Origin of the sequence: Streptococcus mitis, assembly GCF_000722755.1 — a bacterium.
In the GTDB taxonomy this organism is placed as follows: Bacteria; Bacillota; Bacilli; order Lactobacillales; family Streptococcaceae; genus Streptococcus; species Streptococcus mitis_CM.
This window is the reverse complement of the sequence record NZ_JPFY01000013.1, coordinates 38,110-64,794: the sequence shown is the minus strand read 5'-3', so window position 1 is coordinate 64,794 and position 26,685 is coordinate 38,110. Positions and strand designations below refer to the sequence as shown.

26 protein-coding genes, 2 tRNA genes and 2 pseudogenes are annotated in these 26,685 nt (G+C 39.0%); 17 read left to right on the top strand and 13 right to left on the bottom strand.

Going from position 1 to position 26,685, the window contains the following annotated elements:
- The first annotated feature begins 267 nt into the window (after positions 1–267).
- Complete coding sequence (locus SK578_RS03625) at positions 268–897, top strand: hypothetical protein (RefSeq protein WP_042750623.1); 630 nt, start codon at positions 268–270, stop codon at positions 895–897.
- Positions 898–1,210: 313 nt separating this feature from the next.
- Positions 1,211–1,444 (top strand): annotated as a pseudogene (locus tag SK578_RS10500) (ABC transporter ATP-binding protein); the annotation flags it as partial.
- A gap of 330 nt (positions 1,445–1,774) precedes the next feature.
- On the opposite strand, the gene SK578_RS03610 reads toward SK578_RS10500, so the two are convergent.
- Positions 1,775–2,470, bottom strand: coding sequence for an LrgB family protein (locus SK578_RS03610; protein WP_001288952.1), 696 nt, complete (start codon positions 2,468–2,470; stop codon positions 1,775–1,777).
- A complete protein-coding gene (locus tag SK578_RS03605) occupies positions 2,467–2,841 on the bottom strand; it encodes a CidA/LrgA family protein (protein WP_000781325.1) in 375 nt (124 codons plus the stop codon). The genes SK578_RS03610 and SK578_RS03605 overlap by 4 nt, the downstream gene beginning before the upstream one ends.
- A gap of 284 nt (positions 2,842–3,125) precedes the next feature.
- On the opposite strand from SK578_RS03605, the gene SK578_RS03600 reads away from it, so the two are divergent.
- From SK578_RS03600 to queF, 7 genes are all read left to right on the top strand, one after another.
- Complete coding sequence (locus SK578_RS03600; RefSeq protein ID WP_042750621.1) at positions 3,126–3,506, top strand: MarR family winged helix-turn-helix transcriptional regulator; 381 nt, start codon at positions 3,126–3,128, stop codon at positions 3,504–3,506.
- A 100-nt stretch (positions 3,507–3,606) separates the two neighbouring features.
- Positions 3,607–3,828, top strand: coding sequence for a DUF4649 family protein (locus SK578_RS03595; protein ID WP_042750620.1), 222 nt, complete (start codon positions 3,607–3,609; stop codon positions 3,826–3,828).
- A gap of 15 nt (positions 3,829–3,843) precedes the next feature.
- Positions 3,844–4,158 carry a thioredoxin gene (gene trxA / locus SK578_RS03590; RefSeq protein ID WP_001029581.1) on the top strand — a complete coding sequence of 105 codons (315 nt, stop codon included), beginning with the start codon at positions 3,844–3,846 and terminating at the stop codon, positions 4,156–4,158.
- Positions 4,159–4,359: 201 nt separating this feature from the next.
- Positions 4,360–5,013, top strand: coding sequence for a 7-cyano-7-deazaguanine synthase QueC (gene queC / locus SK578_RS03585; protein WP_042750616.1), 654 nt, complete (start codon positions 4,360–4,362; stop codon positions 5,011–5,013).
- Entirely contained in the window at positions 5,013–5,456 is a 444-nt protein-coding gene (gene queD / locus SK578_RS03580; RefSeq protein ID WP_042750615.1) for a 6-carboxytetrahydropterin synthase QueD, read from the top strand. Before queC ends, queD begins: the two co-directional genes overlap by 1 nt.
- The gene (gene queE, locus SK578_RS11015) at positions 5,449–6,165 is read left to right on the top strand and encodes a 7-carboxy-7-deazaguanine synthase QueE (protein ID WP_042750613.1); all 717 of its coding nucleotides are present in this window, start codon (positions 5,449–5,451) and stop codon (positions 6,163–6,165) included. Before queD ends, queE begins: the two co-directional genes overlap by 8 nt.
- 18 nt (positions 6,166–6,183) lie before the next feature.
- Positions 6,184–6,675, top strand: coding sequence for a preQ(1) synthase (gene queF / locus SK578_RS11010; protein WP_042750612.1), 492 nt, complete (start codon positions 6,184–6,186; stop codon positions 6,673–6,675).
- A gap of 217 nt (positions 6,676–6,892) precedes the next feature.
- Here the strand turns inward: queF and SK578_RS03565 are convergent, their stop codons facing one another.
- The 8 genes and pseudogenes from SK578_RS03565 to SK578_RS03525 all read right to left on the bottom strand — a co-directional run bounded on the left by SK578_RS03565 (position 6,893) and on the right by SK578_RS03525 (position 15,400).
- Positions 6,893–7,552: an MIP/aquaporin family protein gene (locus tag SK578_RS03565; RefSeq protein ID WP_042750611.1), complete on the bottom strand. Its 660-nt coding sequence runs from the start codon at positions 7,550–7,552 to the stop codon at positions 6,893–6,895.
- 219 nt (positions 7,553–7,771) lie between these two features.
- A pseudogene (locus SK578_RS11180) lies at positions 7,772–8,074 on the bottom strand (choline-binding protein C); the annotation flags it as partial.
- A 2,538-nt stretch (positions 8,075–10,612) separates the two neighbouring features.
- Positions 10,613–12,409, bottom strand: a complete 1,797-nt coding sequence (gene pepF, locus SK578_RS03550; RefSeq protein ID WP_042750609.1) for an oligoendopeptidase F — start codon at positions 12,407–12,409, stop codon at positions 10,613–10,615.
- A 10-nt stretch (positions 12,410–12,419) separates the two neighbouring features.
- Positions 12,420–13,163 (bottom strand): 16S rRNA (uracil(1498)-N(3))-methyltransferase, encoded by a 744-nt coding sequence (locus tag SK578_RS03545; protein ID WP_042750608.1) that lies wholly within the window; start codon positions 13,161–13,163, stop codon positions 12,420–12,422.
- 1 nt (position 13,164) lies between these two features.
- Positions 13,165–14,115 (bottom strand): 50S ribosomal protein L11 methyltransferase, encoded by a 951-nt coding sequence (gene prmA / locus SK578_RS03540; RefSeq protein WP_025171391.1) that lies wholly within the window; start codon positions 14,113–14,115, stop codon positions 13,165–13,167.
- Positions 14,094–14,495, bottom strand: coding sequence for a hypothetical protein (locus tag SK578_RS03535; RefSeq protein ID WP_042750607.1), 402 nt, complete (start codon positions 14,493–14,495; stop codon positions 14,094–14,096). Before SK578_RS03535 ends, prmA begins: the two co-directional genes overlap by 22 nt.
- Positions 14,492–14,920, bottom strand: coding sequence for an NUDIX hydrolase (locus tag SK578_RS03530; protein ID WP_042750605.1), 429 nt, complete (start codon positions 14,918–14,920; stop codon positions 14,492–14,494). Before SK578_RS03530 ends, SK578_RS03535 begins: the two co-directional genes overlap by 4 nt.
- Before the next feature lie 9 nt (positions 14,921–14,929).
- Positions 14,930–15,400, bottom strand: coding sequence for a DUF3013 family protein (locus tag SK578_RS03525; RefSeq protein WP_000257122.1), 471 nt, complete (start codon positions 15,398–15,400; stop codon positions 14,930–14,932).
- Between the two features lie 115 nt (positions 15,401–15,515).
- Here SK578_RS03525 and SK578_RS03520 point away from each other — a divergent pair, with 115 nt between their 5' ends.
- From SK578_RS03520 to SK578_RS03505, 4 genes are all read left to right on the top strand, one after another.
- Positions 15,516–16,787: a replication-associated recombination protein A gene (locus tag SK578_RS03520; RefSeq protein WP_001113194.1), complete on the top strand. Its 1,272-nt coding sequence runs from the start codon at positions 15,516–15,518 to the stop codon at positions 16,785–16,787.
- 263 nt (positions 16,788–17,050) lie between these two features.
- Positions 17,051–17,123 (top strand) — tRNA-Lys (locus tag SK578_RS03515).
- A 352-nt stretch (positions 17,124–17,475) separates the two neighbouring features.
- Complete coding sequence (locus tag SK578_RS03510; RefSeq protein ID WP_042750602.1) at positions 17,476–17,991, top strand: DUF308 domain-containing protein; 516 nt, start codon at positions 17,476–17,478, stop codon at positions 17,989–17,991.
- 62 nt (positions 17,992–18,053) lie between these two features.
- Positions 18,054–18,126, top strand: a tRNA-Lys gene (locus tag SK578_RS03505).
- Between the two features lie 140 nt (positions 18,127–18,266).
- Here SK578_RS03505 and SK578_RS03500 read toward each other — a convergent pair.
- Both SK578_RS03500 and SK578_RS03495 read right to left on the bottom strand, forming a co-directional pair.
- A complete protein-coding gene (locus SK578_RS03500; RefSeq protein WP_042750600.1) occupies positions 18,267–19,355 on the bottom strand; it encodes an AI-2E family transporter in 1,089 nt (362 codons plus the stop codon).
- Positions 19,356–19,364: 9 nt separating this feature from the next.
- Positions 19,365–20,654, bottom strand: coding sequence for a hypothetical protein (locus SK578_RS03495; protein ID WP_004256070.1), 1,290 nt, complete (start codon positions 20,652–20,654; stop codon positions 19,365–19,367).
- An 803-nt stretch (positions 20,655–21,457) separates the two neighbouring features.
- Between SK578_RS03495 and SK578_RS03490 the strand changes: the two genes are divergently transcribed.
- The 4 genes from SK578_RS03490 (at position 21,458) to SK578_RS03475 (ending at position 24,718) form a co-directional block, all read left to right on the top strand.
- Entirely contained in the window at positions 21,458–21,889 is a 432-nt protein-coding gene (locus SK578_RS03490; RefSeq protein WP_000379854.1) for an Rrf2 family transcriptional regulator, read from the top strand.
- Positions 21,890–21,986: 97 nt separating this feature from the next.
- Entirely contained in the window at positions 21,987–22,991 is a 1,005-nt protein-coding gene (locus SK578_RS03485; protein WP_042750598.1) for an NADP-dependent oxidoreductase, read from the top strand.
- Between the two features lie 13 nt (positions 22,992–23,004).
- Complete coding sequence (locus tag SK578_RS03480; RefSeq protein WP_042750596.1) at positions 23,005–23,841, top strand: alpha/beta fold hydrolase; 837 nt, start codon at positions 23,005–23,007, stop codon at positions 23,839–23,841.
- A gap of 1 nt (position 23,842) precedes the next feature.
- Positions 23,843–24,718 carry an SDR family NAD(P)-dependent oxidoreductase gene (locus SK578_RS03475; RefSeq protein WP_042750594.1) on the top strand — a complete coding sequence of 292 codons (876 nt, stop codon included), beginning with the start codon at positions 23,843–23,845 and terminating at the stop codon, positions 24,716–24,718.
- Between the two features lie 136 nt (positions 24,719–24,854).
- On the opposite strand, the gene SK578_RS03470 is transcribed toward SK578_RS03475, so the two are convergent.
- Complete coding sequence (locus SK578_RS03470) at positions 24,855–26,333, bottom strand: AcpB/EbpR/MafR family transcriptional regulator (RefSeq protein ID WP_042750592.1); 1,479 nt, start codon at positions 26,331–26,333, stop codon at positions 24,855–24,857.
- Positions 26,334–26,685 lie beyond the last annotated feature (352 nt).

The window sequence follows — 26,685 nt, the reverse complement described above, 5'->3', positions numbered from 1 at the left end:
GTAAATAAAATGCGTAAACAAAAAATAACGAATTTGTTATAACAAAATCTAATACACCACTAAACTAAATATATTCTTATAAATCAATTGACTAAGTATGAGAACGATATTCCAACATACTTGAGGTCTTATCAAAATTACACCCTATAACTATAATGAAGTTTTTACACAAAATTATTGACACAATTGACAATGTTTTTAATCTATATAAGCTTCTTGTATGATACAATAGAGTTATTAAAAATAAATAACTTTTAGGAGTCCCATATGAAACAAAGAAATAGATTACTATTTTTAGTCTTATTATTTATTAGTATTTTCTTAGGAGCTTGTTCCCAAAATTCAGCTCAAACAGAAATAACAGGAAAAGGAATAGTTGAATTAATAAACGAAAACAGAGAGAGAGTATTCTTCGTCGCTAACGCCTCTAGTGATACAATTTCAAAAGATGATAAAATAACGTATATATATTTCACGAAAAATGGCAACGTTACATCCTATGCTATTGGTAAAGAACCTGAAAAAACAAAAGATTCTAGTGAAGAACAAGTTGAAATCACGCTTAAAGACATAACAAATAAAAGTATTGATGAAATAAAAAAATTATCGGAAAAAAACTTCTATGATAAGAAAGAATTTAATATTGTTAAGGGAACTATCGAAACTGATCCTTCCGGTAATAGAACAGTTGCAGAGAAATTAGAATTTACAAATAAAGATAAGGAAAAGGCTGAATTCCTTTCAAAGTCACTTATTTATGGACAAATTTATAATCAATTCTATGCTGGCTACTCATTAGAAAAATCCTATCTTATAACAGAAATTCCTACTAAAAAGTCTTCAGTTCCTTTTGATAAAGTTGGTGGAAAAAATATTATTGAAAATAGCGGCTTGTAATCTAATAGTACCTAAAACAAACATATACATATCACTAAATTAAGTTCAAACTAACCAACTGTTAATACTTCATACATTACCCCGTAATTGCTCTCTAATCAAAAATGCATTATCTCATCAATTCAACTTTTTAGAAACGTATCACATCTCGATAAACAAGGTTAATTTTCAATAGTTTTAAAGTCTAGTGACAATAACTCGCTAGGCTTTTTTTCGCCCTTAAAACTTCCATTTTTATATGACGTATTTGATAAAAAGGAGTATAATAATTTAAAACTGATTACATGTATATCGATAAGGAGGCCAACTCTTTATGCTGAGAAGATTTGTTAGTAAGATACACCTTGTACTTTATTTCTTTTCTATTGCCATTATTTGGCTTGAAGCGATTATCACACCAGCCCTTGTTCAGAATATTGTTGCTAGTTTTACCAATCAAGAACTAGGCCTTCTTTGGAAAGTATTAATTCTAGGAATACTTGGTAATCTCATCCTCCTACTAGGCTTAGCTGGAAAACGCTATTACTATGCCCGTTTGATTACTGATATTGACTCGGAAAATAGCAGAAAGATTAGTGACTTGCTCTTCTTCCTACCTCAAACAGTCATTGAAGTCATTCATCACTACACAGAAGAAGACTTAAAACACTATGACCAAGTCATTCACTTAAGCAAAGAAAAGTAATAGTCTATAACATACGATTTTAAAAAGCAAGGAACCCGAATTCCTTGCTTTTTATACTAAGAACAAACTAGGAAACTAGCCGCAGGTTGCTCAAAACACTGTTTTGAGGTTGTGGATAAGACTGACGAAGTCAGTTACCTATACCTACGGCAAGGCGACATTGATGCGGTTTGAAGAGATTTTCGAAGAGTATTAACTCAATATCAAACTGGCTACGATAGGGCTGACAAAGACATAGAGAATACCTGTGACACCGATAGCCAAACCACCCATGGCTCCTGCTACAGAGCCGTATCGGAAGGCTGTTCCCGTTCCAACTGCGTGGCCTGTTCCTCCAAGAGAAAGACCAACAGCTACTGGGTCGTCAATTTTCAACCACTTCAAAAGGGTTGGTCCGATGACACTGGTTAAAATCCCAGTCGCCACTACAACCACCAAGGTCACGGTCGTCAGACCTTGCAATTTTTCTGTAATCCCAACTGCCATGGCGGTTGTTACTGACTTGGGAAAGAGAGAAATGGCTAGGAAAAAGTCCATGCCAAATATTTTCGCCACAAGGGCTGTGAAAGATGTATTGACCACTACAGCTAACAGACTACCAAAGAGAATACTCCGAGCATGGTGCTTCATCAGATGAAAACTCTTATAAAGCGGAATCCCTAGAGCCACGGTCGATGGGACAATCAAATTATTCAGATAAACCCCACCTTGGTAGTAATCTTGGTAAGAAATCCCCGTCACCTTGAGAAAGATGATAATGAAAACAGCTGACAAAAGCAAGGGTGTTGTCAATGGATGGGGGAAACGTCTGTAAATCAGCATTCCCACTAGATAAGCTAGGATAGACAGGGCAAGCCCAAACAGGGGATTGGAAACAAATTCACTCATTTGGCATCTCCTTTCTCATAATCTCCCTCAAACCGTCTCTTGATAAACTGAACTACCAAGGCTATGAGGATAATATTGATGACTGCTGCAAAAAAGACTATCAAAACAATAGGCAAAAGATAGGGGGCAATCACATCAAACTTCTCCATGATTCCCACTGCTGGTGGCAAAAAGAGAATGGTCATATTGGCCAGCAAGAAATTCCCCACCATGTTGACATGCCTAGTTCTCAGCCACTTAAATTGCAAGGCTAGAAAGAGAATAATCAAACCAATAATACTGCCTGGGATGGGCAAATGAAAGAAACTAGAGATCCCCTCTCCGATTAGAGAAATCACAAAGAGAATCATTAATTGAACATATAATTTCATCCTAAACTCCACGAAATAGACTTCTTGCATACCAGTTTACTCTTTTTTCAGAAAATTTCAAGGAAATGCACAAAGGATAATGAAAATTAGAAATGGAAAGGGGATACAAACAATTCTTGACTTGTGAAAACAGGCATGATTTAGGATAAAAGATGCCAGCGTCCTTCTTGCCAGCTTGATTTAAAAGTAGTATAATTATTGCATGCGCAATCATCTTGTGATGCAGAGATTGTCCGTGAATGTACATTCTTCTATGTTATAACTCTAAAAAGAAAGGAGATACTATGACCTACTTGGAAAAATGGTTTGACTTTAATCGTCGTCAGAAAGAAATTGAAAGTCTCTTAGAAGAGACTATTGCCCAGCAGAGCGAGCAAAGTCTGACCTTGAAAGAGTTCTACCTCCTCTACTATCTGGACTTGGCTCAAGAAAAATCTCTACGCCAGATTGACCTGCCAGATAAACTTCATCTGAGTCCGAGTGCTGTTTCTCGGATGGTGGCTCGCTTGGAAGCTAAAAATTGCGGTCTGCTTAGTCGCATGTGTTGTGATCAAGATAGACGCTCTAGCTTTATCTGCCTGACAAGTGATGGGCAAAAAACACTAGCCACACTACAAAAGGCTGTCGAAGAAAGCTTGGAAACTGGTTTGGATTTCTTGATTTAAGATGATTTTTTAAAAAAAGTTGCGTGCGCAATCATTTTTCTTGACATTCTCTTTTACAAGGAGTAAAATAAAATCATCATTAAACAAAGGAGTTTTAAACATGATTGAAATTACCTATCTAGATGCTAGCAAGAATGAAAGAACTGTAATCTTCGATTCTTATGAAGACTTTGATCGTTCACAACAAGCTTGCCTTATCGGCGTCGCAGACTACTACCCTGTCCAAAAATTAACCTACAACGGTCATGATTTGGACTACCATGGGACTTATGGAGATGTCTTCTTCTATCTCATGAAACAAGATTTAAGCCAATATAACTAAAAAAGGAGAAATACAATGGCAAAAGCAATTACAGATGCAACATTCGAACAAGAAACAAAAGACGGTTTGGTCTTGGTAGACTTCTGGGCAACTTGGTGTGGTCCATGTCGTATGCAAGGTCCAATCTTGGACAAATTGTCTGAAGAACTTTCAGAAGATGTTTTGAAAATCGTTAAAATGGACGTTGATGAAAATCCAAACACAGCTCGTGCTTTTGGTATCATGTCTATCCCAACCCTTCTCTTCAAAAAAGACGGCCAAGTTGTCAAACAAGTTGCTGGTGTTCACACAGCAGAACAAATCAAGGCCATTGTTGCTGAATTGAGCTAATCACATTAGAGACCAAGTACTTTCTTTGGTCTCTTTTTTCTTGCCCTTTGCCATTTTTCAAAAAATATGCTAGACTGTAGATAGAATATTACGATGTTTGGGACATGCCATCGCTAAAAAAAACCTTGACTCGGTATTTTTTAGCTCCCTCAAGGGAGCTTTTTGCGTGCTCTGAACATTTCCCATTTTGGAAGGAGTACTATGAAACGTCAATCAGCCTTGGTCGTCTTTAGTGGCGGTCAAGATTCTACAACCTGCCTCTTTTGGGCTAAAGAACACTATGAAACGGTCGAAGCCGTTACCTTTGCCTACGGCCAACGCCATCATCTCGAAATTCAAGTCGCTAGAGAAATCGCTAAGGAGCAGGGGATTCGTCATCATATCCTAGATATGTCTCTGCTGGGACAAATCACTGAAAATGCCTTGACCTCTGATCTGGAAATTGAGCAAAAAGAGGGAGAGGTTCCCAATACCTTTGTTGACGGTCGCAACCACCTCTTTCTATCCTTTGCGGCAGTTCTTGCCAAGCAACGAGGCATTAAAGATATCGTGACAGGTGTCTGCGAGACAGACTTCTCAGGCTACCCCGATTGTCGAGATGTCTTTATCAAATCCCTTAATGTTACCCTCAACCTTGCCATGGATTACGACTTTGTTATCCAAACACCTCTCATGTGGCTAGACAAGGCTGAAACTTGGGAGTTAGCTGACCAACTCGGTGCCTTTGACTATGTTCGTGAAAAGACCTTGACCTGCTACAACGGGATTATTGGTAGTGGCTGTGGAGATTGCCCAGCCTGCCACCTACGTCAACATGGTTTAGATGTTTATCTCTCACAGAAAGGAGAGGCCTAATGTTTTTTGCACCCAAAGAAATCAAACAGGAAACTGGGGAGTCTCTTGTCTACAATCCTCACAGAACCTTGGTATCAAAAGAATTTACCTTTGATGCTGCCCACCACCTCTTTCACTATGAGGGAAAATGTAAGTCCCTGCACGGCCATACCTATCATCTGCAGATTGCTGTCAGTGGATTTTTAGATGAACGAGGTATGACCTACGATTTCGGAGATATCAAAGCTATCTACAAAAACTACTTAGAACCCCACTTGGACCATCGCTATCTCAATGAAACTCTTCCCTATATGAACACGACTGCTGAAAATATGGTTTACTGGATTTTTCAAACCATGGGTCAAGAGTTGCCAGACGAGCGCGGTCTCCGTTTGGAATACGTTCGTCTCTATGAGACTCCGACTGCCTTTGCGGAGTTTAGACGGGAGTGGTTAGATGACTAGGGAACGTGTCCTCAAACTACCAGTTCTGGAAATTTTTGGCCCAACCTTTCAAGGCGAAGGCCGTGCAATCGGTCAGAAAACCATGTTTGTCCGCACTGCAGGTTGCGACTACCACTGCGACTGGTGCGATTCTGCCTTTACATGGGATGGTTCTGAAAAACCAACTCGCATGACAGCTGACGAGGTCATTGCTGCCTTGGATAAATTAGGGAGCTACGACTATGTCACCCTATCTGGGGGAAATCCTGCTATTCTAGCAGCCAACATGGCTGAACTAGTCACCAAACTCAAGGAACGCGGTGTCACTCTGGCTGTTGAAACCCAAGGCTCCCGCTGGCAAAATTGGTTAAAAGACATTGACCAAGTCACCCTGAGTCCCAAACCTCCTTCATCCAAGATGGAAGTCAACTTTGAGACCCTGGACTTTATCGTTTCCCAACTTGATCCAGACAAGGTCACCTTTAAAATCCCTGTCTTTGATGATGCAGATTTGGCTTTTGCCAAAGGAATTCAAGAACGCTACCAACCAGATGTCCTCTTCTTATCGGCTGGAAATCCTGAGCCCAAGGCCACAGGCAATATTGTCCAAGATCAACTGGACCGTCTCAAAGAACTCTGGGAACGCATCGCTGCTGACGATAGCTGGGGCAATGTCCGCGTCCTTCCTCAACTCCATACCCTCCTCTACGACAACCAACGTGGTGTTTAAGATTAGAAAGAAAAAATCATGTCACAACAAGAAGAAATGAAAAACCTAAGCCTCCTCGGCAACAAAGAAACCAACTACATTTTCGAATATCAACCAGAAGTCCTCGAATCCTTTGACAATCGTCATGTGGAAAATGACTATTTCATCAAATTTAACTGCCCTGAATTTACCTCACTTTGCCCAATCACTGCTCAGCCAGACTTTGCAACTATCTATATTTCCTACATCCCTGACAAGCTCTGTGTCGAGTCAAAATCCCTCAAACTCTACCTCTTTAGTTACCGAAATCACGGAGATTTCCACGAAAACTGTATCAACACCATCGGGAAAGACTTGGTCAACTTGCTAGAGCCACGCTATTTAGAAGTCTGGGGAAAATTTACTCCGCGCGGTGGCATCTCAATTGACCCCTACTACAACTACGGTAAGCCTGGAACTAAGTATGAAGGCTTGGCAGAACAACGCCTCTTCCAACACGACCTTTATCCAGAGAAAATTGACAACCGTTAAACTCATACTCAATGAAAATCAAAGAGCAAACTAGGAAGCTAGCTGCAGGCTGCTCAAAGCACTGCTTTGAGGTTGTAGATAAGACCGACGAAGTCAGCTCAAAATACTGTTTTGAGGTTTCAGATGGAAGCTGACGTGGTTTTAAGAGATTTTCGAAAAGTATAATACGAAAAAGCCCTGTTCCTCATCATGAGGAGCAAGGCTTTTTGAGTTTCAATTATTCTTCTGTTCCAAGGAAGTTTTTCGCAACAAGGGCTGCAAGAACTCCACCAACGATTGGGGCAAGGATGAAAATCCAAACTTGTTGAAGGGCTGCGCCACCTACCAAGACAGCTGGTGCCAAGCTACGAGCTGGGTTTACTGAAAGTCCAGTAATGTTCAATCCCACAAGAATCATCGCCATCAAGGACAAACCGATTACCAAACCAGCAATCGCGCCATTGCCCTTGCTTGCTGATGTCACAGTCATGATAACCAAGACAAACAAGAAAGTTGCGATGACTTCAAACAAGAAACCACCAAAGACAGTGACACCGTTTGCCAAGGCATTTTCACCAAGACTAGCAGTTGACATACCTGAGTTAGCCAAGAGGAAGAATACCGCGCCAGAAGCGATGAAGGCTCCAACAACTTGTCCAAGGATGTAGTTGACAAGGTCTTTTGATGACAAGCGTTTGTTTACAAACATAGCAATCGAAACAGCTGGGTTCAAGTGAGCCCCTGAAACAGTTCCGATTGAGAAAGCTGCAACCACGATTGCCAGACCAAAGGCAAAGGCAATCCCTAGGTGACCAAGGCCATTTCCAAAAACAACGGCTCCTGTCCCAATGAACACAAGCATGAACGTACCGATTAACTCAGCGACAAATTTTTTCATTCTCTTTCTCCTTTTTTCAAAACTAGATACTAGTCTATCAAAAGAGGGAAAGGGTTTCAAGAAAATTGCTTGGAAATTTCGTATCAGTTGCAATATTGTTTTCAAAAATTGTATATTTTTAATGTATTGCAATTAGTTGTAAATCTCTATATTTGATGGTTATACTATACTGAATAAAATAGGAGTTTGTATTAATCTTTTTAAAAAGCACAGAACTCTCTATTTAATCCATTCCCCATTGTAATTGACATGATATCCATCAGGTGTAGTTGTATTGACTGCTAAAGCACCAGAACTGTAAGCATAATACCATTTTCCTGAAACATTGAACCATCCAGTTTGCATAGAGCCTAAGTTATTCAAATAGTACCATGAGCCACTTGATTTGACCCATCCAGTCTGCATCCAACCTGAGCGATCAAAATGATACCATTTCCCATTGATTAGTTCCCATCCATTGGATGTATAGAAACCATTGTTATGTCTATACCACCAACGACCAGATGATTGAATCCAACTTCCTTTGGAAGCAAGTCTTACTTTTAATGCTTCAGATACTTTGATGTATTCTTTCTTAGCAGCTTCCTTTTTAACTTTTGCATTTTTTAATTTAGCATTTGCTTTTTCAAGTGCTTTTTTTGATTCCTCAAACTTCTGTTTAGCGATCATCAAACTTTTTTTAGCTTCATCGAGTTTTCTTGGAGCATTTTTGAGGACAAGGACATGTTGTTTCGCCTTCAACAAATCATTTTTAGCATTGACTAATGACTGTGCCTCATTCTTACTAGCATGAGATTTATTATTTTTGATTGCTTTCAATCGATTTAATTGAGATTCTTGCTTCGAAAGTTCAGATTTAGCAATATTTAACGCAGTTTGTTGTTTACTCAACTCAGATTTAGCAGATTTTAAAACGTTTAACTTGGATTGATTTTGTTTTGTTAAGTCTGAAAGACGTTTTTTAGTTTTATCCAGATTTTTTTGATCTGTATTCAATGTTGTTTTAGCAATTGTAAGATTTTTGTTTAGTGATGAAATTTTATCCCTCATTAAAGTTTCTTCGTTTTTTTGTTTTCGATTGAAACTATCCAGAGCCTCTTTAGCTTTTGTATAAGCTGGATTTTTAGGATATGTGATTTCATTCCAAACATAACGGAAAGTTGTCTTCGGTAAGAATTTTACACGTTTGCCATTAAAATAAAATTCACTATGGTCTGGATCACCATCTTTATTTTCTGCTCTTGCTAAAAAATATGAACTGCTTGGATTATAATAATAGGTCTTACCGTTATAAACATAGCTTCTTTTTTCAGATGGGCTAATCACTGTTGGTAATGTATCATAAACACCTTTTGCTTCACTAATGAAAGTCATTACACCATAATTTCCAAAAGTTGTTTTTTTACTTGACGATGCTCCAAGAGCAAATCCAGTCCCTGATGCAGCAAGCAAGGGAATTCTATGGCCATAGTTAAAAGTATTTGCTTCTTTCGGAGTTGATGCGCCATATAATGATGCATTACTATAATCATTAAAGTAAGATAGAAGCTCTTTATAAGCAAGTTCTTTTTCACTCAATCGACTCTTTTCTGGAACTGAACCAGCTGTAGCATTTTCTGTTGCATCCTTAAAACCAAAATCTTGATTTTTTAGTTTTGTATCATGTGACAGTTTATCATTTGCCACCATTTCATCTGCCCTAGCTTTTCCATATTTCAAAGCCTTTTCAGTCACAGGTGGCACTGGAATATCAATGCCATTTATTCTCCGCAACTCGATTAAGTAGTTACGAACGTATTCAGAAACTTTCTTATAATCAACCACATGAGGAGTATGGATATCATCCTTAGATTTTACAACAATTGTTTCTGTTCTTTCACCACTAAAATTCACATCTTCGTTCGCAGCAACATAATTGGTCTTACCATCTCTTCCTACGAAAGTTTTTTCATCAAGTGGAGGAGTCTTAGACTCACTTTCACTAACAGAATTTGATTTAATCTCATGAGAAACCGTTACTGTATGGAACTCATCCCCAGCAGATTTTAAATTCTTTTCAAGATTAGAACGTGTCTTATTTCCTCTTTCTATAAGCGCTTTTCGTTCTTGCTCTGCTTTTGATACTGAATTAGTTAAAGAACTTACTTTATTTTGGTTCTCTTTCACTTTCGCATCCAATTTATCAGTTTCTTGTTGAATCTCGCGTAGTGTATTCCAATCAAAAGTTTTCTCTGCTTCTGTTACTTTATTTTGTGCTTGTTTTACATCAACTGCTCTCTGCGCAACTTGAGTTTTTGCCTTATTAACAACTGTTTCTTGTTTCTCAACACTTGCTTGGGCTTGTTTCTCATCTTTTTTTGCTTCTGACAATCTTTCTTCTGACTTCCGAACCGTTGTCTGTTTAGCAACAAGATCCTTTTCTGCATTTTTAATTTTTTCAGGACTAGCTTGTTTAGCAAATTCTTGTGTTTGTTTCAAAGCATCATCAGCTTTGTTCTTATTTGTGACAGTAGATGTATACTCTTGTTGCATTTTATCAACAAGCTTCTGAGCATTTTTTTCTTCCTCAATTGTTTGATTCAGTTTTATTTCCGCATTTTTTACATCAGATTCTGAAACGTCAGCATCTTTTTTAGTTTCTGATTGGTTAACAGTTGACTTAGTCGAATGTTTATTTACAACCTCATCAGCTTGTGCATGACCATTAAAAGCAGTTACCATTGCAGTTGCAACGCCCAAACCAATCAACACTTGTTCCTTTTTCATAAAATCACCCTTTCTTTAAAATATTTACCTTATCTATACAAATCATATTATTTATATTTTACAAATAATCTTCTCTAGCCATAAATAGATTCAATTTTCTTTATAGCTTGCTCTCTCAATTAAATACAATCTGATAGAAAATGAAGTAATTAACTATCAATACTAGTTCTATAGCAAGTTCAAATTTAACATCACGACCTTCAACAGCATTTTTGAAAATAGCTACAACTAATCCAAATAGAATGACGCTTAACAAGCCCATAAACATCACTCTAGAACAACCTCTCTATCCCCTTACTCTCCCAACTGGGCACTGTAGGCGATGATCTGATCAACTGTGTCAGACAAGAACTGAATCGTATCACGAAGTGGTTTATCTGTTGAAATATCAGCACCGATAATCATGGCTGACTCAAGAGGTGTTTTGCTGCCACCTGATTTGAGGAGATTGAGCCAATCTTCAGCTCCAGTTTCAGAATGTTTCAGATGAAGGTAACCAGCAGTCGAGATGACAAGTCCTGCAGAGTAAGTGTAACTATACAAGCCCATGTAATAATGAGCTTGGCGCATCCAAGTCAGAGCTGCATCATCGTCAATTTCAATAGCATCTCCCCAGAAATCGGTCAAAACTTCCTTCATAATGCTGTTGAGCTTACTTGCTCCGAATGTTTCTCCTTCTTCAATCAGTGTATAAACCTTACGCTGGAAGGCTGCTTCCAAGAGGTGGGTAATAAAGTTATGGAAGTACGTGTCTGTCAAGCGGTGAGCCAGAGCGAAGCGTTTTTGACGAGGGTCGTCAGACTGGTGCTCCAAGTAATCACTTAAAAGCAATTCATTGAAGGTTGACGGCGCTTCAACATAGTAGGTCGACATGTGGGCATTAAAGTAGCTTTGATGATTATCTGAAAAGATGAATTGACCAGAATGCCCGATTTCATGAATCAAGGTATAAACATCGCTCAAACGGCCTGTCCAGCTCATGAGAACATAAGGATGCACGCGATATGGGTCCGCTGCATAACCGCCAGAATCCTTGCCACTATTAGCAGCAAAGTCCACCCAGCGCTCTTCTTGATAGCGAGCAATTTCCTGACAATATTCTTGTCCCAAAGGTTCTACGGACTTCATGACCAAATCATAGGCGTCGTCAATAGTCACTTGAGGATTAAGGGCGCTGTCCAAGTCCAATTTCCAGTCTGCAAAGGTCATCTTTTCAAGACCATTTACCTTGGCAACATGCTTGAGGTATCTCTGAGCAACGGGCGCAAAATCCTTCATGATGAGGTCAATCTGGCGGTCAAACATGGCACGGTCCACTTCTTGTTCAGCCAGAAGATAATCAAAGACTGAGTCGTAACCCTTCATATCTGCCAGTAGTTTTTCAGACTTGACTTGGGCTAGATAGGCTGCTGCAGCCGTATTTTGGTGCTTACGAAGTCCTTCTGAGAAGGAACGGAAAGATTTCTCACGAACCTCAGCATCCTCATGGTTTTGGTAGAAATTCTCATAGGTGACAAAGCTGTTTTTATAAGTCTTGCCATGGGCTTCAAAGTCAGCCATTTCGAAATCCCCAGCTCGCATCTTAGTGTAAATATCCTGTGGACTGTAGAAAACTTCACCGAGATTGGTCAAGGCCTTCTCCACATCAGCCCCTAAATAGTGGGCTTTTTTGATTTTGGCCTGACGAATAGCTGCCGTCAAGTGAGGCAATTTACCCAAACGGTCCAAGACTTCCTCATCAGCTTCCACCAAGGCATCGTCAAAGAAGGTCAAGGCTACACTGGCATCTGTTTCAAATTCCATCCCAGCTTGGGCAATGTTAGCAAATTCGTCATTGCTATAGTCTGTCGTCTGAGTCATAAAGCCATAGTTTCCAATATGGCTCATCTGAATGTAGATTTGTTCCAATTCCGCAAAGGCCTTTTCAAAATCCTCAAAAGTATGAAGATTGCCCTTGTAATCACGGCTAAACTGGTTGATGTCTTCGCGAGCCTTCTCGATTGCACGTAAGAAATCCTCACGATCTTGGTATAGGGCTGTTAAATCCCAAAGTTCCTTCTCTGGAAATTCTGAGCGGTGTTTTTGTTCCATTTTCTTCCTCTTATTTCTCTAATTCAAATAAAACACTAAGGGCTGATAAGGCGTAAAGCGGTGCTGTTTCTGCTCTTAGAATGCGAGGACCAAGTCCTGCAAGAACCGCTTCCTTAGTTTCAAAACTTTCGATTTCTGCAGGTGACAGGCCACCTTCTGGACCAAAGATAAAGAGCAATTTGGCTCCTTTCTCGAGTCCAGTAACTGCTTGTAAAAGCGCAGCGCTTTCTCCTTCTTTGGCCGACTCTTCATAAGCCACTACGATGCGGTCAAACTGGTCAAACTGAGCTAGAAAGTCTGATTTTTTCTCGAAAAGTGTGACACTCGGTACTAGATTACGCTTGCTTTGCTCTGCTGCTCCAAGGGCAATTTTTTCTAGTTTCTCAACCTTTTTAATCAATTTCTTGCCATCCCACTTAGCAACGGACCAATCGGCAGGGAAGGCCCAGATTTGGCTAGCTCCGAGTTCCGTCACTTTTTGAGTGATGAACTCTAGCTTGTCTCCTTTGGGAAAGCCAGATGCGATAGTCACTTGGACTGGTAGTTCCACATTGTCAGCTAGTTCTTCTACCAATTCAAACTGACGAGCTTCCACATCCAGCACACGCGCCAAATGCTTGATACCATCATCAAAGACTAAGGTCACCTCATCATCTTCTTTCAAGCGCATAACCTGAAACATATGCTTGCTGGTTTCCTTGTCCTCGATGGTGACAGGAGAGACTGCACTACCCTTGACAAAATACTGTTGCATGCTAGCCTCCAATCACACCGGAAATATCCTTGGTTTTCTTAAAGACACAGGCATTCCATTCCCCTTGAACCATATGGGTTTCAAGGAAAAATCCAGCTGACTCAGCCGACTCACGCACCATATCCCACTTGTCCTTGATAATCCCACTCATGATCAGGTAGCCTTCATCCTTGACCAAACGGTAAGCATCATCCGTCAGATGAACGAGGATATCCGCCAAGATATTAGCTACAATCACATCTGCCTCAATCTCAACACCCTTAAGCAAGTCTCCTGCTGCTACATGGATGTTTTCCATACCAGGGTTGAGCTCAATATTTTCCTGAGCGACTCGAACTGCCACATCATCTAGGTCATAGGCAAAAATTTCCTTAGCACCAAGCAGCGAGCTGGCAATAGAAAGAACTCCTGAACCAGTCCCCACGTCCAGCACCGTTTCGCCACCACGAAGGACCTGCTCCAAAGCAAAAAGGCTCATCTTAGTTGTTGGATGGGTTCCCGTACCAAAAGCCATACCTGGATCCAGCTTGATAATCTTTTCTCCAGCAGTCGCCTCATAGTCTGTCCAAGACGGCACGATGGTCAAATCATGAGTAATACGAGCTGGTTCATAATATTTCTTCCAGTTGTCCGCCCAGTCTTCCTCAGCCAAGGCAGTCGTCCCCATCTTGACCTCTCCCAAGTCCATAAAATCAGTTAGTTCCGCGAGACGAGCCTGCAAATCTGACTCAACCGTTGCTACATCAACCGTATCAGGGTAGTAGGCGGTCACAACGATTTCTTCTTGTTGCTCGACCTCTGGGAAAATTTCGCCAAAGCGATCCACATTCCCCACATAATCCATACTGTCTTCAATCGCAACACCTTGCGCTCCCAGCTCAATCAAGAGATTAGAGACTAGCTCCTCTCCCTCACGCTTCACTGTAACTTTTAACTCTTGCCATGTTTCCATTTTGTATTTTCCTTATTCTTCTTAAATTCTTCAATCACATCTGTATAATGTTCTTTCATTGCGCTATGAATCTGCTGTTTAAAAATACCAAACATCAGATAATAAACAAATAGAACAACTCCTGCAAGCAGTAGCAAAAATAAAAAATGTACTGAAAGAGGCAGTACGAGACCTTTACCACTCAGTAAGGGTAAAACAAGCATTAATCCCCAAATAACAGACATAGAGATCCCAGTTACTTTCATTGCTCTTTCTCTCATCTTCTTTAACTTTAAATATTCTATATAAATGAATATAGCTTCCTCTCTAGAATATTGTCCAGTTTCTAGCTTACGCTTAACTTCTTTATTTAACGTGGTTGTTGCAATTGCAAAAATCATTTTACTTCCTCCAAATAATCCCTTAATCTCTCTTGCAACTGAGGGACAACTTGACTGGAACTAAGAAATTCCTCAATGTTCATCAGTTTATAGGCCTGTCCTTCATCTCCAAAGACAATACTGTCAAACTGATCCTGACTTAACTGACCAACCATAAAGACAGACTGCCGACCTTCAAAGAGCATACTTGGATAAACCTTACTCCAAAGCAGACAATCCTCAGTCAAATGAATTCCCAGTTCTTCATAAACTTCACGCGCCACGCACTCAAAAGGACTTTCATCCTCCTCGCGTCCCCCACCGGGCAGTTCCCACATATTGGGCCAGGGAATGCTTGCCTTATCATCGCGTAAGATAGTCAAGAGACTATCCCCACAAAACAAAGCAATCTTACAGCCTGTGAAATCAGAAATCTCTATTTCCATGTCAAACTCCTAGTATCTCGGATATGGATAAAACTCTCCCTCTTCCAAGCCTACTTTTCCTTCTTCAAAGACTTCTTGGTTCCATTCCATGACGAATTCTTCTGCTTCTGGGTCTTCCAAAAAGTCCATGAGGGCATCTAGTCCAACCTCGGCAGTATCTTTAAGGAATAGCGCAAAATAAGCTAAGAATTCGCGGGAAAATCCTTTTTTAGGCAAGTAAGGAATGACAGTCAAATAGTCTTCCTCATTGACTGTTGATTTAGCAGGATTGTAAAAAAGCACTGCTTCTTCAAAGAGAATGTCATCTGACGAAACCTCTCCGTCTTCATCCACCATCTCCACGCCTGCAGCATTTTGCGCTTCTAACAAAAAACTCACTTCAACTGCGTGATTACGCTTGTCCCAACTAATCTCAAAGTCAAAGGGAAAGTTCTTCTCCAACTCTTCCTCTAAAACATCTAAAAATCCGTATGTTGCCATTTTGACCTCTTTCTATGCGACTCTTTAATCGCCCCGATTACTCGGAAATATGCTAAAATAGATACTACCATCTTACCACATATGTATCAGAAAATCCACGTTAGAAAGGACTGCTATGCCAGACAATCTCGCGCTTCGCATGCGCCCTAAAACCATCGACCAGGTCATCGGTCAGGAGCATCTGGTCGGACCTGGAAAAATTATCCGCCGCATGGTGGAAGCCAATCGCCTGTCCTCCATGATTCTCTATGGCCCTCCGGGAATCGGCAAAACCAGTATTGCCTCTGCCATCGCAGGAACGACCAAGTATGCCTTTCGAACTTTCAATGCGACAGTTGATAGTAAAAAGCGACTGCAAGAAATTGCGGAAGAGGCTAAATTCTCTGGTGGTCTCGTCCTATTGCTAGACGAGATTCATAGACTAGATAAAACCAAGCAAGACTTCCTCTTACCTCTCTTGGAAAGTGGTCTGGTCATCATGATTGGCGCTACGACTGAAAATCCTTTCTTCTCTGTCACTCCTGCCATTCGTAGCCGTGTTCAAATTTTTGAGTTGGAACCTCTGTCTAACCAAGACGTCAAGGAGGCCCTGCAGATAGCTCTAAGTAACCCTGAGCGTGGTTTTGATTTTCCAGTAGAACTAGATGAAGATGCGCTGGATTTTATTGCTACCTCTACAAACGGAGACCTTCGCTCTGCCTTCAACTCACTGGATTTGGCAGCTCTCTCTACCCCTGAGAATGATAAGGGCATCCGCCACATCACCCTCGACATCATGGAAAATAGCCTGCAGCAGAGCTACATCACTATGGATAAGGATGGAGATGGCCACTATGATGTTCTCTCAGCCCTGCAAAAGTCTATCCGTGGCTCAGATGTGGATGCCAGTCTCCACTATGCTGCCCGCTTGATTGAGGCTGGTGATTTGCCAAGTCTCGCTCGTCGCTTGACTGTTATCGCCTATGAAGATATCGGCTTAGCCAATCCTGAAGCTCAGATTCACACCGTGACTGCTCTGGATGCTGCCCAAAAGATTGGGTTCCCAGAAGCCCGCATTCTCATTGCCAATGTCGTCATTGATTTGGCCCTTTCTCCAAAATCCAACTCAGCCTATGTAGCTATGAATAAGGCTCTTGCCGACCTCAAAACATCAGGGCACTTGCCTATTCCGCGACACCTGCGTGATGGGCACTACAGTGGAAGCAAGGAACTGGGGAATGCCCAAGACTATCTCTATCCACACAACTATCCTGGAAATTGGGTCAAGCAAGACTATCTACCAGAAAAAATTCGTAATCATCACTATTTCCAAGCAGAAGATACTGGTAAATATGAACGGGCTTTGGCTCAAAGAAAGGAAGCTATCGACCGTTTGCGAAAAATCTGAAATCCTTTTCAAAAAATTGCACTTTCCTCTTGATTTTTTTGAAAAAGTGGTATTATATAAACATAGAAACGCTGTGGTGTACGACTTCACACTTAAGTGTTGACCGACTATTTTTTGTATTATTAGGGAAACAAAAGTCTTCTAACAGCATGTAGGCCGTCTCACACGGAAACAGCTTCAGTTAGAGCGAGTTGCCCACCTGCTTAATTGCGCGGGTTCAATACAAACCGTGAAGTTTCGGCACCAATACAGCTTTTTTCTTTGCCTCCTTAGCTCAGCTGGCAGAGCAGCGGACTCTTAATCCGTGGGTCACAGGTTCGATCCCTGTAGGGGGCATCTAAATACAACAGGAAAAAGCCTTGTAAATCAAGGCTTTTTTTGCTTGTCTATAACTGATTTGCCCCATCATTTGCCCCACTTTTAAATCTATCTTTTCTTTTTGAACCAAATTACATCTTAACAAATAGTGTAAAGCCAGTTACTTTTGCTTTGATGCCATACAATATTTTCATGTAGAGAAGACAAATTTTATCTTCTCTTTTTATTTTCAAAATAATAAAAACTGATTTTCTTTTCATGAATCAGACTGAAACTTCCAAATTTTCCATTTAGTTTATTGATATTTCCTCTAAAAAGGTGTATAATATTTTTATTATTAAACTATACTATATAACAGGATGGTATTGAAATGAAATTTTCTAATCGTTTATCGCTATTCCTTGCAGGAGTTATTTTTGTCCTTTTAGCACTCTTTCTATTTACAGACCCAGTAGCTAATCTTGTTGCTTACAGCTGGTGGATTGCATTTGGTTTACTGGTTGCTTCTATAGCAGCTATTTTAGGCTATTTCTCTGTACCAAAAGTGCTTCGCTCACCAGCTCATCTTTTCCAAGGGATTGTTAATCTTCTCTTAGCTCTTTACCTCGTTGCCTATGGCTTTGTGACGCTGCCAGTTGTCATTCCATCTATTTTAGGAATTTGGTTAATTGTAGAAGCCATTATAGCTTTCTTTAAAGGCAATCGTCTGGGATTGATTTTCCCTATTATTGGCAACCATATCATGTGGATAGCGTTGCTTGCATTTTTACTAGGTCTAGTGATTTTGTTCAATCCAGTAGCTACAAGTGTCTTTGTCGTTTATGTCGTTGCCTTTGCATTTTTAATTGTTGGTTTCACCTATATCCTTGATGCCTTTCGTAAATAATCTAGCTGCCATTTTGGGCATATTAAAATAGCTGGGAAGTTACATTCTCAGCTTTTTCTGTTGCCTCCTTAGCTCAGTTGGTAGAGCAGTAGACTCTTAAGCTATGGGGCGCAGGTTCGAGCCCTGCAGGGGGCACATCTAAATCAACAGAAATAAGCCTTGAAACCAAGGCTTTTTTTAACGTCTAATAGCTTTTTGTAGAAAAGTATTTAAAAATAAAAGAGAAGAGAATCTCTCACTCTCTTCTCAGTATATCTTATTAAATTTAGTTTTTCTTAATCTAGCTGATTTTCCTTTGCAACGACAAATTCCTTAACCAATCGATAGATAACAGCAAATATCGGTGTAAAGAATATCATCCCAAGTAAGCCAAAGAGATTGCCTCCAATACTAGCAGCCGCAAGCGTGAAAAGGGCTGGCAAACCAATAGACTGACCTACAACTCTAGGATAAATAAGGTTTCCTTCAATCAGCTGTATAACTTGATATAGAAGAAGAGAAAGTAAGGCTTGAGTAGGACTCACTGTGAAGATAAAAATCGCTCCCACAACACAAGCAATCATAGGCCCTACATAAGGAATGAACGATAGCACTCCTGCAAAGATACCTGTCATTACTCCATAGGGTATCCCAAACACGCTGTAACCAACCGCTATCATAACTCCTATGATAACTGCTTCAATCAGCTGACTCATCAAAAATTGGTCATAAGTCTCTAGTGCTACTTGTCCAATGTAAGTCAACTTTATCACCACCTTCTCTGGAAGAAAAACTTTTAGAAGTCGACTCGTCATCGCTGCCAAATGTTCCTTACTGGATAAAAATAAAAAGGTGAAGACTATAATCAAAAAGGCATTCATCAAACTTGAAAAAATATTGCCGATATTACTAGTCAGACCTGATAAAAAACCTATCAAAGCTTGGCTAATAGAACTAGATTGTCCCTGTATGCCTGATACGATAGTTGACAACATGTCTTTGGTTACAAATTCCGAGCTGCCTAGCAATTTCCCAAGTTGAGTAAGGACTGTTGAAAGGACTGTTCCCAGCTGACTAATAGTCTGGGCTAGGGTTGGCAGCACCAAAACCAAAAGAGCAATCACGATTAAGATAAGAGCTAGGAAAACAAGTACCATGGCAATCGGACGACGCAACTCTGCCTTTACCTTCAATTTAACTAAGTACTGTTCAATTTTTTTCATAGGAACATTAAGCACAAAAGCAATAACAGCACCATAAATCAAGGTTGATATTACATCAAAGAGAGAGATTGCTCCTGATATAAAGCTCGATGCATTCAGAATTACAAGAGCAACCAGCCCTATAAAAAGTATTAACGGGGTGTATTTTTTTACTAAGTTCATAAATTCTCCTTAATAAACATGTTTAGATACGACTATACTATTTGGTTTTTCAAACTCTCGATTAAGGTAGGCTTGGTAAGTTCCTGGAGCGATAAATCCTTTGGGTGAGAGGATATCGGTGCCAGCCTGACCGACTATGGTATCAGCCAAGAGCACACAGTTTGTAGATAAGACAAAGTAGGATTTAAACTTAGATTTGATAAATTTATAAAGTTCCCCATCTGTCTCATGTCTGATTTTATAAGCGTAGGTGTAGTCTTCCTTACCATCACCTGTCATGATTTTATCTGCACTTGGCTCCCATGGAATCGTCAGTTGTTTCAATTCAGCCAACTTTTTCTGAACTGCTTTTTCCATTTCAGGCGTCAAATCTATCCCATAACCAAAAAGCGTTTTTTGACTCTCACGTTTACATAGGTCAATGTACTTGTCACGATCACAGAAATATAAGACACCATCTCCTACCATGCCAAATAAGGTCTCAGAAGACGGATCATAGTTGCCATAAGAAATAACACGGCCTTGATAGCAGATATCCACATGACCAATTGCCGAAAACAGAGAGGTCTCAGCTGTATGAACAAAAATTTCAAGCTCCGCTGTCTTACCAGACTTCACTATTCCAAGATGGATATCTTCTTCCTCATCAGCATTTTCCAGCATAAATTTGTTAACTTTTGCTAAAGTTCTTGCAGGGATGAGAGCGGCTAGGACAATAGGTAAGCTAATTCTAATACGACGTTTGAGATGGTTTTTCCCAATTTCCTCCTCAAACAAGAAACCATCACGGATATTGGACACACCATAAAGGAAAAAATAAGCCCCTAATACAAAGAGTTGAAAGACAGAATTTCCTGTAGAGGACAAAAGACTAGTCCCACCAAGAAAAACTAGTACGAGTCCATCTAGTAAGAGACGAAAACGAGGTCGAATTTTGTTTTTGCGGTAGAGAACATAGGTGACAAGGTTAATACTAGCATGAAAAATCTGATAAACTCCAATCACAAGAGCCAAAATATAAATCGGCACATCCGTCGCAAGATTGGAGCCAAGCAAATATCCCAGCACTAACAATTTAACCAGTGCAACTCCCAAGGTGTCCGTTGACTGACTTTTTTTGAAAATACGTAATACTAAATCTAAGACCGTTGCTATCCAAGCTAAAAACAGAACCAGTCGAATAACCTTTACTGGCAACCAAGTCCCCGTGACCATCAAGATGAGACCTAGCAGAACAAACAAGAACCCCTGAGCAAGTAATTTCTTACCTGTCAGACCTAAAGATAGAATTTTCGCCATATAAAAACCTTTCAACAATAAAAATTAAACACTCCGATTAAACTGACTAGTAAATAGCCAACACTACAAACAGCCTGTGCCAGCAACATATGGTGACTAGAAATGACTGTAGTAATGTCACCATCTTGTCTTATGCACTTCTAAAATTTGTTATATTGATTAGAAACCAGAGCTTATAAAAACTAGCTAAACTCGAGAGATAGACACAATTGCGACGAAAAAATGTATAACCAATTCAACTTGTTAAGGTAAGAAAGCATTATTTCCAATCTATTAATTATTCATCTATTACCTATTATGACACAATATTCCCTATAGTTCAACTTTTTACTTGTTTTTATATTACACGGACTAAAAAGTTTTCAACAGTTGATTGCATTTGTTTTAATAAGTTTTAACCTTTCTTGGTTAGATAAAAAAAGAACCATACAGTTTAGAATCTGTATGGTTTTTGCCCCACTTTTGTCCCATTTTTAAATCATGACATTGAAAATACCTAAAATCACTTATATTTCAATATTTTTAATTGCTCTCAATATGAAAGTCCTTTCCAAATCCCTGTAGGGGGCATCTAAATACAACAGGAAAAAGCCTTGATTTACTAGGCTTTTTTGTGTATCTGTTCTACTTTTGGTCAACTAATGGATATCAACGGTATAATTTTATGAACACCCTTCCCAGACAGCTCTAATCTGATTGCACTCAAAATTTTTTAAAATTTAAAACAAAAGACTTGCTTTTCTTTTAATTTATGTTATACTTGTTCTTGTATCTGATACAAGTTTATTAAGAGAGGGATTCATATGGATACAAAATTCTCAGTTGCTTTGCATATCTTAACAATGATTAGTGAAAGCAAGGAAACCTTAAGTTCTCAAGCACTAGCTATTAGTGTTGGGACTAACGCTAGTTACATTCGAAAAGTGATTGCCTTATTGAAAAATGCAGATTTGATTCATTCCCAGCAAGGAAAAACAGGTTATCAACTCAGTAAGTCTCCAAAGAAAATGACTTTACTAGAGATCTACTATGCTACTCAAGAAATCAATCACATTAGTTTATTCCCTGTTCATCAAAATAGTAATCCCGATTGTCCCGTTGGAAAACATATCCAAGGAGCAGTTTCACCACTTTTCGCTAGTGCCGAATCTCAATTAGAGAAGGAATTAGCAAATCAAACTTTAGAAGATGTCATTGACAATCTATATAAACAAGCCAAACAAGTCCGAAACTGATTTGATAGCAAGTCAAGTCAGTTTTTACTGGAAATAACATATACTTGTATTAGATACAAGTATGATTAGTCGTATTAAAAAAGAAAAGAGAAAACATATGAAAGTCGCACAACACACTACTTATAACAAAAATAATATCACACTGAACATCACAGAAATCGCTAAACCAAGTATTACAGACAAACAAGTCTTGGTCAAAGTCACCGCTGCTGGGGTTAATCCTCTTGATAACATGATCTCTCGTGGTGAAGTCAAGATGATTGTTCCTTACAAACTTCCTCAAACTGCTGGTAATGAGGTCGTTGGAATCGTTGAAAGCATTGGCAAGCAAGTTGACAACTTTCAGATAGGAGACCGTGTCTTTGCCCGTCTGCCACTTGATCATATCGGCGCCTTTGCAGAATACGTAGCTGTCGATAGCCAAGCCTTAGCCAAGGTCCCAGACTATCTATCTGACGAGGAAGCTGCTGCTGTTCCTCTTACTGCCTTGACCATTATGCAGGCTCTTGACCTCATGGGCGCTCAAGCTGGGAAAACGATCTTTATTTCTGGTGGTACTGGAGGTGTCGGTGGAATGGCCATTCCGATTGCCAAAGCCAAAGGTTTGAAGGTCATTACCAACGGTTCTGGAGATAGTGCTGAGCGTGTGTTGAAACTAGGAGCAGATAGATTTATCGATTACAAAACAGAGGATTATACAAAAACTGTTAGTCAGGTGGATTATGTCCTCGATACTCTTGGGGGTGCTGAAACTGAAAAACAAATGTCTATCATGAAAAAAGGTGGTCATCTTGTTTCCCTTCGTGCCATGCCAAACGGTGCCTTTGCTAAACGCATGAATCTACCAAAATGGAAACAAATTTTACTTGGCTTAGCAGGTCGCAAATTTGATAAAATGGCGGAAAAATATGGTGTCCACTATCATTTTATCTTTGTAGAAAGCAATGGCGCTCAATTACAAGAGGTAGCTCACCTCTTTAGTAAATTAGAAATCAAACCCTCTATCGATACAGTTTATCCATTTGAAGAGGTAAATAGCGCATTAGACAAAGTCGCTAATGGTCGCTCACGTGGAAAAACAGTCCTCAGCTTTAAGAAATAAAAAGGAAAACACAATGTCATATCTTACTACAAAAAATCAATACATCACAGTCGACGGAAACAAAATCGCTTATCGCGAACTTAGTAAAGGCAAATCAAAACTACCTCTTCTGATGCTGGTCCATTTGGCAGCAACTCTCGATAACTGGGACCCTAAACTCTTAGACTTGATTGCTGAAAAGCACCATGTCATTGTAGTCGATCTTCCTGGTGTTGGAGCTAGTCAGGGCAAAGTTGCTTCGACGATTCCTGGAATGGCTAAGCAGACAATTGACTTTGTAAAAGCGCTTGGTTACGATAAAATCAATCTTCTTGGCCTTTCTATGGGAGGTATGATTGCCCAAGAAATCATCCGAATCAAGCCTACTCTAGTCAATCGTTTAATCTTGGCTGGAACAGGACCTCGAGGTGGAAAAGAGGTCGATAAGGTCACAGGGAAAACCTTTAGTTATATGTTTAAAGCTGGACTCGAGCGTATCGATCCTAAACGCTATATCTTCTATAATCATGATGATCAAGGGAAAATTGAAGCTTTGAAAGTCCTAGGACGAATGGGGATGAGAACAAAGGAATTTGCGGATAAAGATATGAACCTATCAGGATTCCTAACTCAACTCAAAGCTATTAAACGTTGGGGGAAAGATTCTCAAGACGACCTAACATTTATCACCCAAGCAACCTTAATCGTCAACGGGGATAAAGATATGCAGGTTCCAACGGAAAATTCTTACGATATGCATGCAAAAATCGAAAATAGTAAGCTGATCATCTATCCAAATGCTGGCCACGGTTCGATTTTCCAATATGCAGACGAATTTTCAACAGAACTAATAGCTTTCTTGGAGGACTAAGATGGTCAAAACGATTCTGATTACAGGTGCTACTAACGGTATCGGTAAACATTTGGCAAAGAAATTTGCCAGTGAAGGGCATCATGTCATCCTCCATGGTCGAAATCCTCAGAAACTTGAGCTGGCACTTCAAGAGGTTCGCGCAGTTTCCTTGAGAGGCCGAGTTTCTAGCTACTTGGCAGATTTTTCTAAATTAGATGATGTTTATCGATTTGTAGAGGAAATCAAGCGAGACTTTCAAAGTATTGATGTCTTGTTTAACAATGCAGGCCTATATGCTGGAAAAGAACGAAAAGCGAGTGCTGAAAATATCGAGTTAACTTTTATGTTATCTGTTCTGGTTCCCTATATATTAACAACTGAGCTAAGTCCCTTGTTAGAAAAAGCGGCTGACAGCCGTGTCATTAATACTTCTTCCTATATGCATCATTTTGCCAAGGTTAAGGATTTGGACTTTGGATTTGAGACGAACTACAATCCTGGTTTGGCCTACAATAATTCCAAACTTTACACTATTTGGATGACACGCTATCTAGCCAGAGAGTTCTTTTTAAGAGGTTCAAGCATCACCATCAATGCCTATCATCCTGGCTTGATTTCAACCAATTTGGGGAATGATTCCAGTGATGAAAAGACGAAAAAATCTCTCTTCGGACGCTTGATGAAGTCATTTCCCAAAAATCTAGACGAGGGAATTGAAACAGGTTACTATCTTACATTATCAGAAGAAGTCACTGGTTTGACTGGCTACTATTTTGATGAGAAGAAAGTGAAATCTGTATCTGAAAAAGGATACACACTTGAAAAAGCTCAAAATTTAATCACTTACTGCAATAATAAAATTGAGTTGTTTCAAAATAAGTCCACAATATCTTAACTTTATTATGACTCGACTATAATGAATATTTTTCAATTCTGATGATAAATCATATGAAGCTTTTTTAATATTCAAAAAGACTCCACCTATCTATAGGAAATCTACCCTAGAGATGGATGGAGTCTTCTATCACTCACTAATCTAATCGAATAAACATCATTGCGTTAAGCAAAGAGATGAGAGCGACTGTATTGACATTATTGGAATAGATCAGTCTCTTATTTTCAATAGGAGGAATAATAAAATTAGAAATAATGATATCGTAAGGTGAATCTTTTAGGGACTCAAGTGATAACTCTAATTCACTCCAAACTTCCAGTTCAAAATTGTTGCTGCAATAATAAGAAAGTGTTTCCGCTACTGATTTTGCATGATACTGATCAAAATTGCTCATGACTAAAACCTTTAATTTAGGTTGATTTTGTAAAAGATTTAGAACTAAGTGTTTGCTATGGGTGATAAAAGTATAGGATAAATGATTGACTTTCATCGAATTACAATCCATATCCAAACCCTCTAGATAATGTTCAATTCCTTCCTTCACCTCTGAAACAAATCGAGGAAAAATATTTTGAAAGTTCTTGATTGTATTGCCTTTTTGATCAAACAGGATAAACTCTGTAGATAATTCCTGACGATGCAGATGTGCCGTATTATGTAGATGCCAAATCAGATTATCCTTATTCTCAATCTCAATCTGATACTTGGCTGAAATCTGATCAATAAAATCACTCAATAGATGGTAAGATTTTTCAACATAGCTATCCTTTTTTACGCATTTCATAAAGAGACTTTCATCTATGAAAAACATTTTTTGAAAGTAAGACACAAATAATTGGCAAACAACTTCTTCATCTAAAGAGATATTGTATTCTAATTCAAAATTCTTAGCAACACCTTCTATTCCTTCTGCCTGCATTAAAAAATCCAAACTTTGATCGTTAAAAGAGTCTTTATCTACTTCCATGAAATGACCAAACTTTATTCTATATAGATTAATAACCAGGAGCAGCTTTAGCATTCTATGCGTTGACAAATTCATTGGAAAGCTTGTTTCCTTATAAACCAATTCTAACAATTGAGATAGGGGCTCTGATGAAAAATTTTCAAATGGCCATTCTAGGAAATAATATTTTTCTGAAAAATATTGTGCAAAAAAGTAACGAATATCTCTCTCATTTCCAATGATTTGAACAGGGGTCAGACTGATTTCAAATTGAAATTGCCTTTTAATCACTTTATTGATTTGGCTAATAATACGATAGAGCGAAGATGAACTGATATAAAATTCTTTACAAATACTCTCAGCTTGACAACCTTCATTAAAGAAGATAAATTCTAAAATCGAAAAATGAGTTGAACGCTTAAAGAAATGATGGTAAACCATTTCAATATCACTATCATCGGTATTAATAATGCGTATACCATTAGTAGAAGAATGAAAAATCAAGTCAGGAAAAGCAGATTTAACATGGGATAGATCATCTTTGACTGCACGTTCTGTACAATTTAGTAACTCTGCTAGTTCAGAACGATGAAACCAACGTTTATGTTCAAATAATAATTCTAATAATTCTAATTGCCTATGACTTTTTTTAGATAATAAATCTCTCATGAATGTCTTTCTCTCTTTATAAATTATCGGATTAAACCTCTTGCAATTATACCACAAAGAATAGGTATAACATGCTGTAACGACTTTTACTAAGATCCTTTATTTCGTATAATAACACTACGGAGGCAATATATAAACAATTTTCTTATTTTACCGTCTATTGAGGGCGTGAATACAGAATCAAATTCAAGTCGAAAGAGTATATTTTTAATTTTAAAAATTATATAATAGCAACAATCAAAAAAATAATGATTTCTTGATATTAAAATTATATAATAATCAAAATAATTGATTATTTTATATTAAAATTATACAATAGCAATAATCAAAGGAATTGATTTATTTTTTGATA

Excerpts from the sequence above, each read along its gene's own strand:
- SK578_RS03625 (WP_042750623.1), top strand. The coding sequence starts at position 268 with ATGAAACAAAGAAATAGATTACTATTTTTAGTCTTATTATTTATTAGT.
- SK578_RS03610 (WP_001288952.1), bottom strand. The coding sequence starts at position 2,470 with ATGAGTGAATTTGTTTCCAATCCCCTGTTTGGGCTTGCCCTGTCTATC.
- SK578_RS03605 (WP_000781325.1), bottom strand. The coding sequence starts at position 2,841 with ATGAAATTATATGTTCAATTAATGATTCTCTTTGTGATTTCTCTAATC.
- SK578_RS03600 (WP_042750621.1), top strand. The coding sequence starts at position 3,126 with ATGACCTACTTGGAAAAATGGTTTGACTTTAATCGTCGTCAGAAAGAA.
- SK578_RS03595 (WP_042750620.1), top strand. The coding sequence starts at position 3,607 with ATGATTGAAATTACCTATCTAGATGCTAGCAAGAATGAAAGAACTGTA.
- trxA (WP_001029581.1), top strand. The coding sequence starts at position 3,844 with ATGGCAAAAGCAATTACAGATGCAACATTCGAACAAGAAACAAAAGAC.
- queC (WP_042750616.1), top strand. The coding sequence starts at position 4,360 with ATGAAACGTCAATCAGCCTTGGTCGTCTTTAGTGGCGGTCAAGATTCT.
- queD (WP_042750615.1), top strand. The coding sequence starts at position 5,013 with ATGTTTTTTGCACCCAAAGAAATCAAACAGGAAACTGGGGAGTCTCTT.
- queE (WP_042750613.1), top strand. The coding sequence starts at position 5,449 with ATGACTAGGGAACGTGTCCTCAAACTACCAGTTCTGGAAATTTTTGGC.
- queF (WP_042750612.1), top strand. The coding sequence starts at position 6,184 with ATGTCACAACAAGAAGAAATGAAAAACCTAAGCCTCCTCGGCAACAAA.
- SK578_RS03565 (WP_042750611.1), bottom strand. The coding sequence starts at position 7,552 with ATGAAAAAATTTGTCGCTGAGTTAATCGGTACGTTCATGCTTGTGTTC.
- pepF (WP_042750609.1), bottom strand. The coding sequence starts at position 12,409 with ATGGAACAAAAACACCGCTCAGAATTTCCAGAGAAGGAACTTTGGGAT.
- SK578_RS03545 (WP_042750608.1), bottom strand. The coding sequence starts at position 13,163 with ATGCAACAGTATTTTGTCAAGGGTAGTGCAGTCTCTCCTGTCACCATC.
- prmA (WP_025171391.1), bottom strand. The coding sequence starts at position 14,115 with ATGGAAACATGGCAAGAGTTAAAAGTTACAGTGAAGCGTGAGGGAGAG.
- SK578_RS03535 (WP_042750607.1), bottom strand. The coding sequence starts at position 14,495 with ATGATTTTTGCAATTGCAACAACCACGTTAAATAAAGAAGTTAAGCGT.
- SK578_RS03530 (WP_042750605.1), bottom strand. The coding sequence starts at position 14,920 with ATGGAAATAGAGATTTCTGATTTCACAGGCTGTAAGATTGCTTTGTTT.
- SK578_RS03525 (WP_000257122.1), bottom strand. The coding sequence starts at position 15,400 with ATGGCAACATACGGATTTTTAGATGTTTTAGAGGAAGAGTTGGAGAAG.
- SK578_RS03520 (WP_001113194.1), top strand. The coding sequence starts at position 15,516 with ATGCCAGACAATCTCGCGCTTCGCATGCGCCCTAAAACCATCGACCAG.
- SK578_RS03510 (WP_042750602.1), top strand. The coding sequence starts at position 17,476 with ATGAAATTTTCTAATCGTTTATCGCTATTCCTTGCAGGAGTTATTTTT.
- SK578_RS03500 (WP_042750600.1), bottom strand. The coding sequence starts at position 19,355 with ATGAACTTAGTAAAAAAATACACCCCGTTAATACTTTTTATAGGGCTG.
- SK578_RS03495 (WP_004256070.1), bottom strand. The coding sequence starts at position 20,654 with ATGGCGAAAATTCTATCTTTAGGTCTGACAGGTAAGAAATTACTTGCT.
- SK578_RS03490 (WP_000379854.1), top strand. The coding sequence starts at position 21,458 with ATGGATACAAAATTCTCAGTTGCTTTGCATATCTTAACAATGATTAGT.
- SK578_RS03485 (WP_042750598.1), top strand. The coding sequence starts at position 21,987 with ATGAAAGTCGCACAACACACTACTTATAACAAAAATAATATCACACTG.
- SK578_RS03480 (WP_042750596.1), top strand. The coding sequence starts at position 23,005 with ATGTCATATCTTACTACAAAAAATCAATACATCACAGTCGACGGAAAC.
- SK578_RS03475 (WP_042750594.1), top strand. The coding sequence starts at position 23,843 with ATGGTCAAAACGATTCTGATTACAGGTGCTACTAACGGTATCGGTAAA.
- SK578_RS03470 (WP_042750592.1), bottom strand. The coding sequence starts at position 26,333 with ATGAGAGATTTATTATCTAAAAAAAGTCATAGGCAATTAGAATTATTA.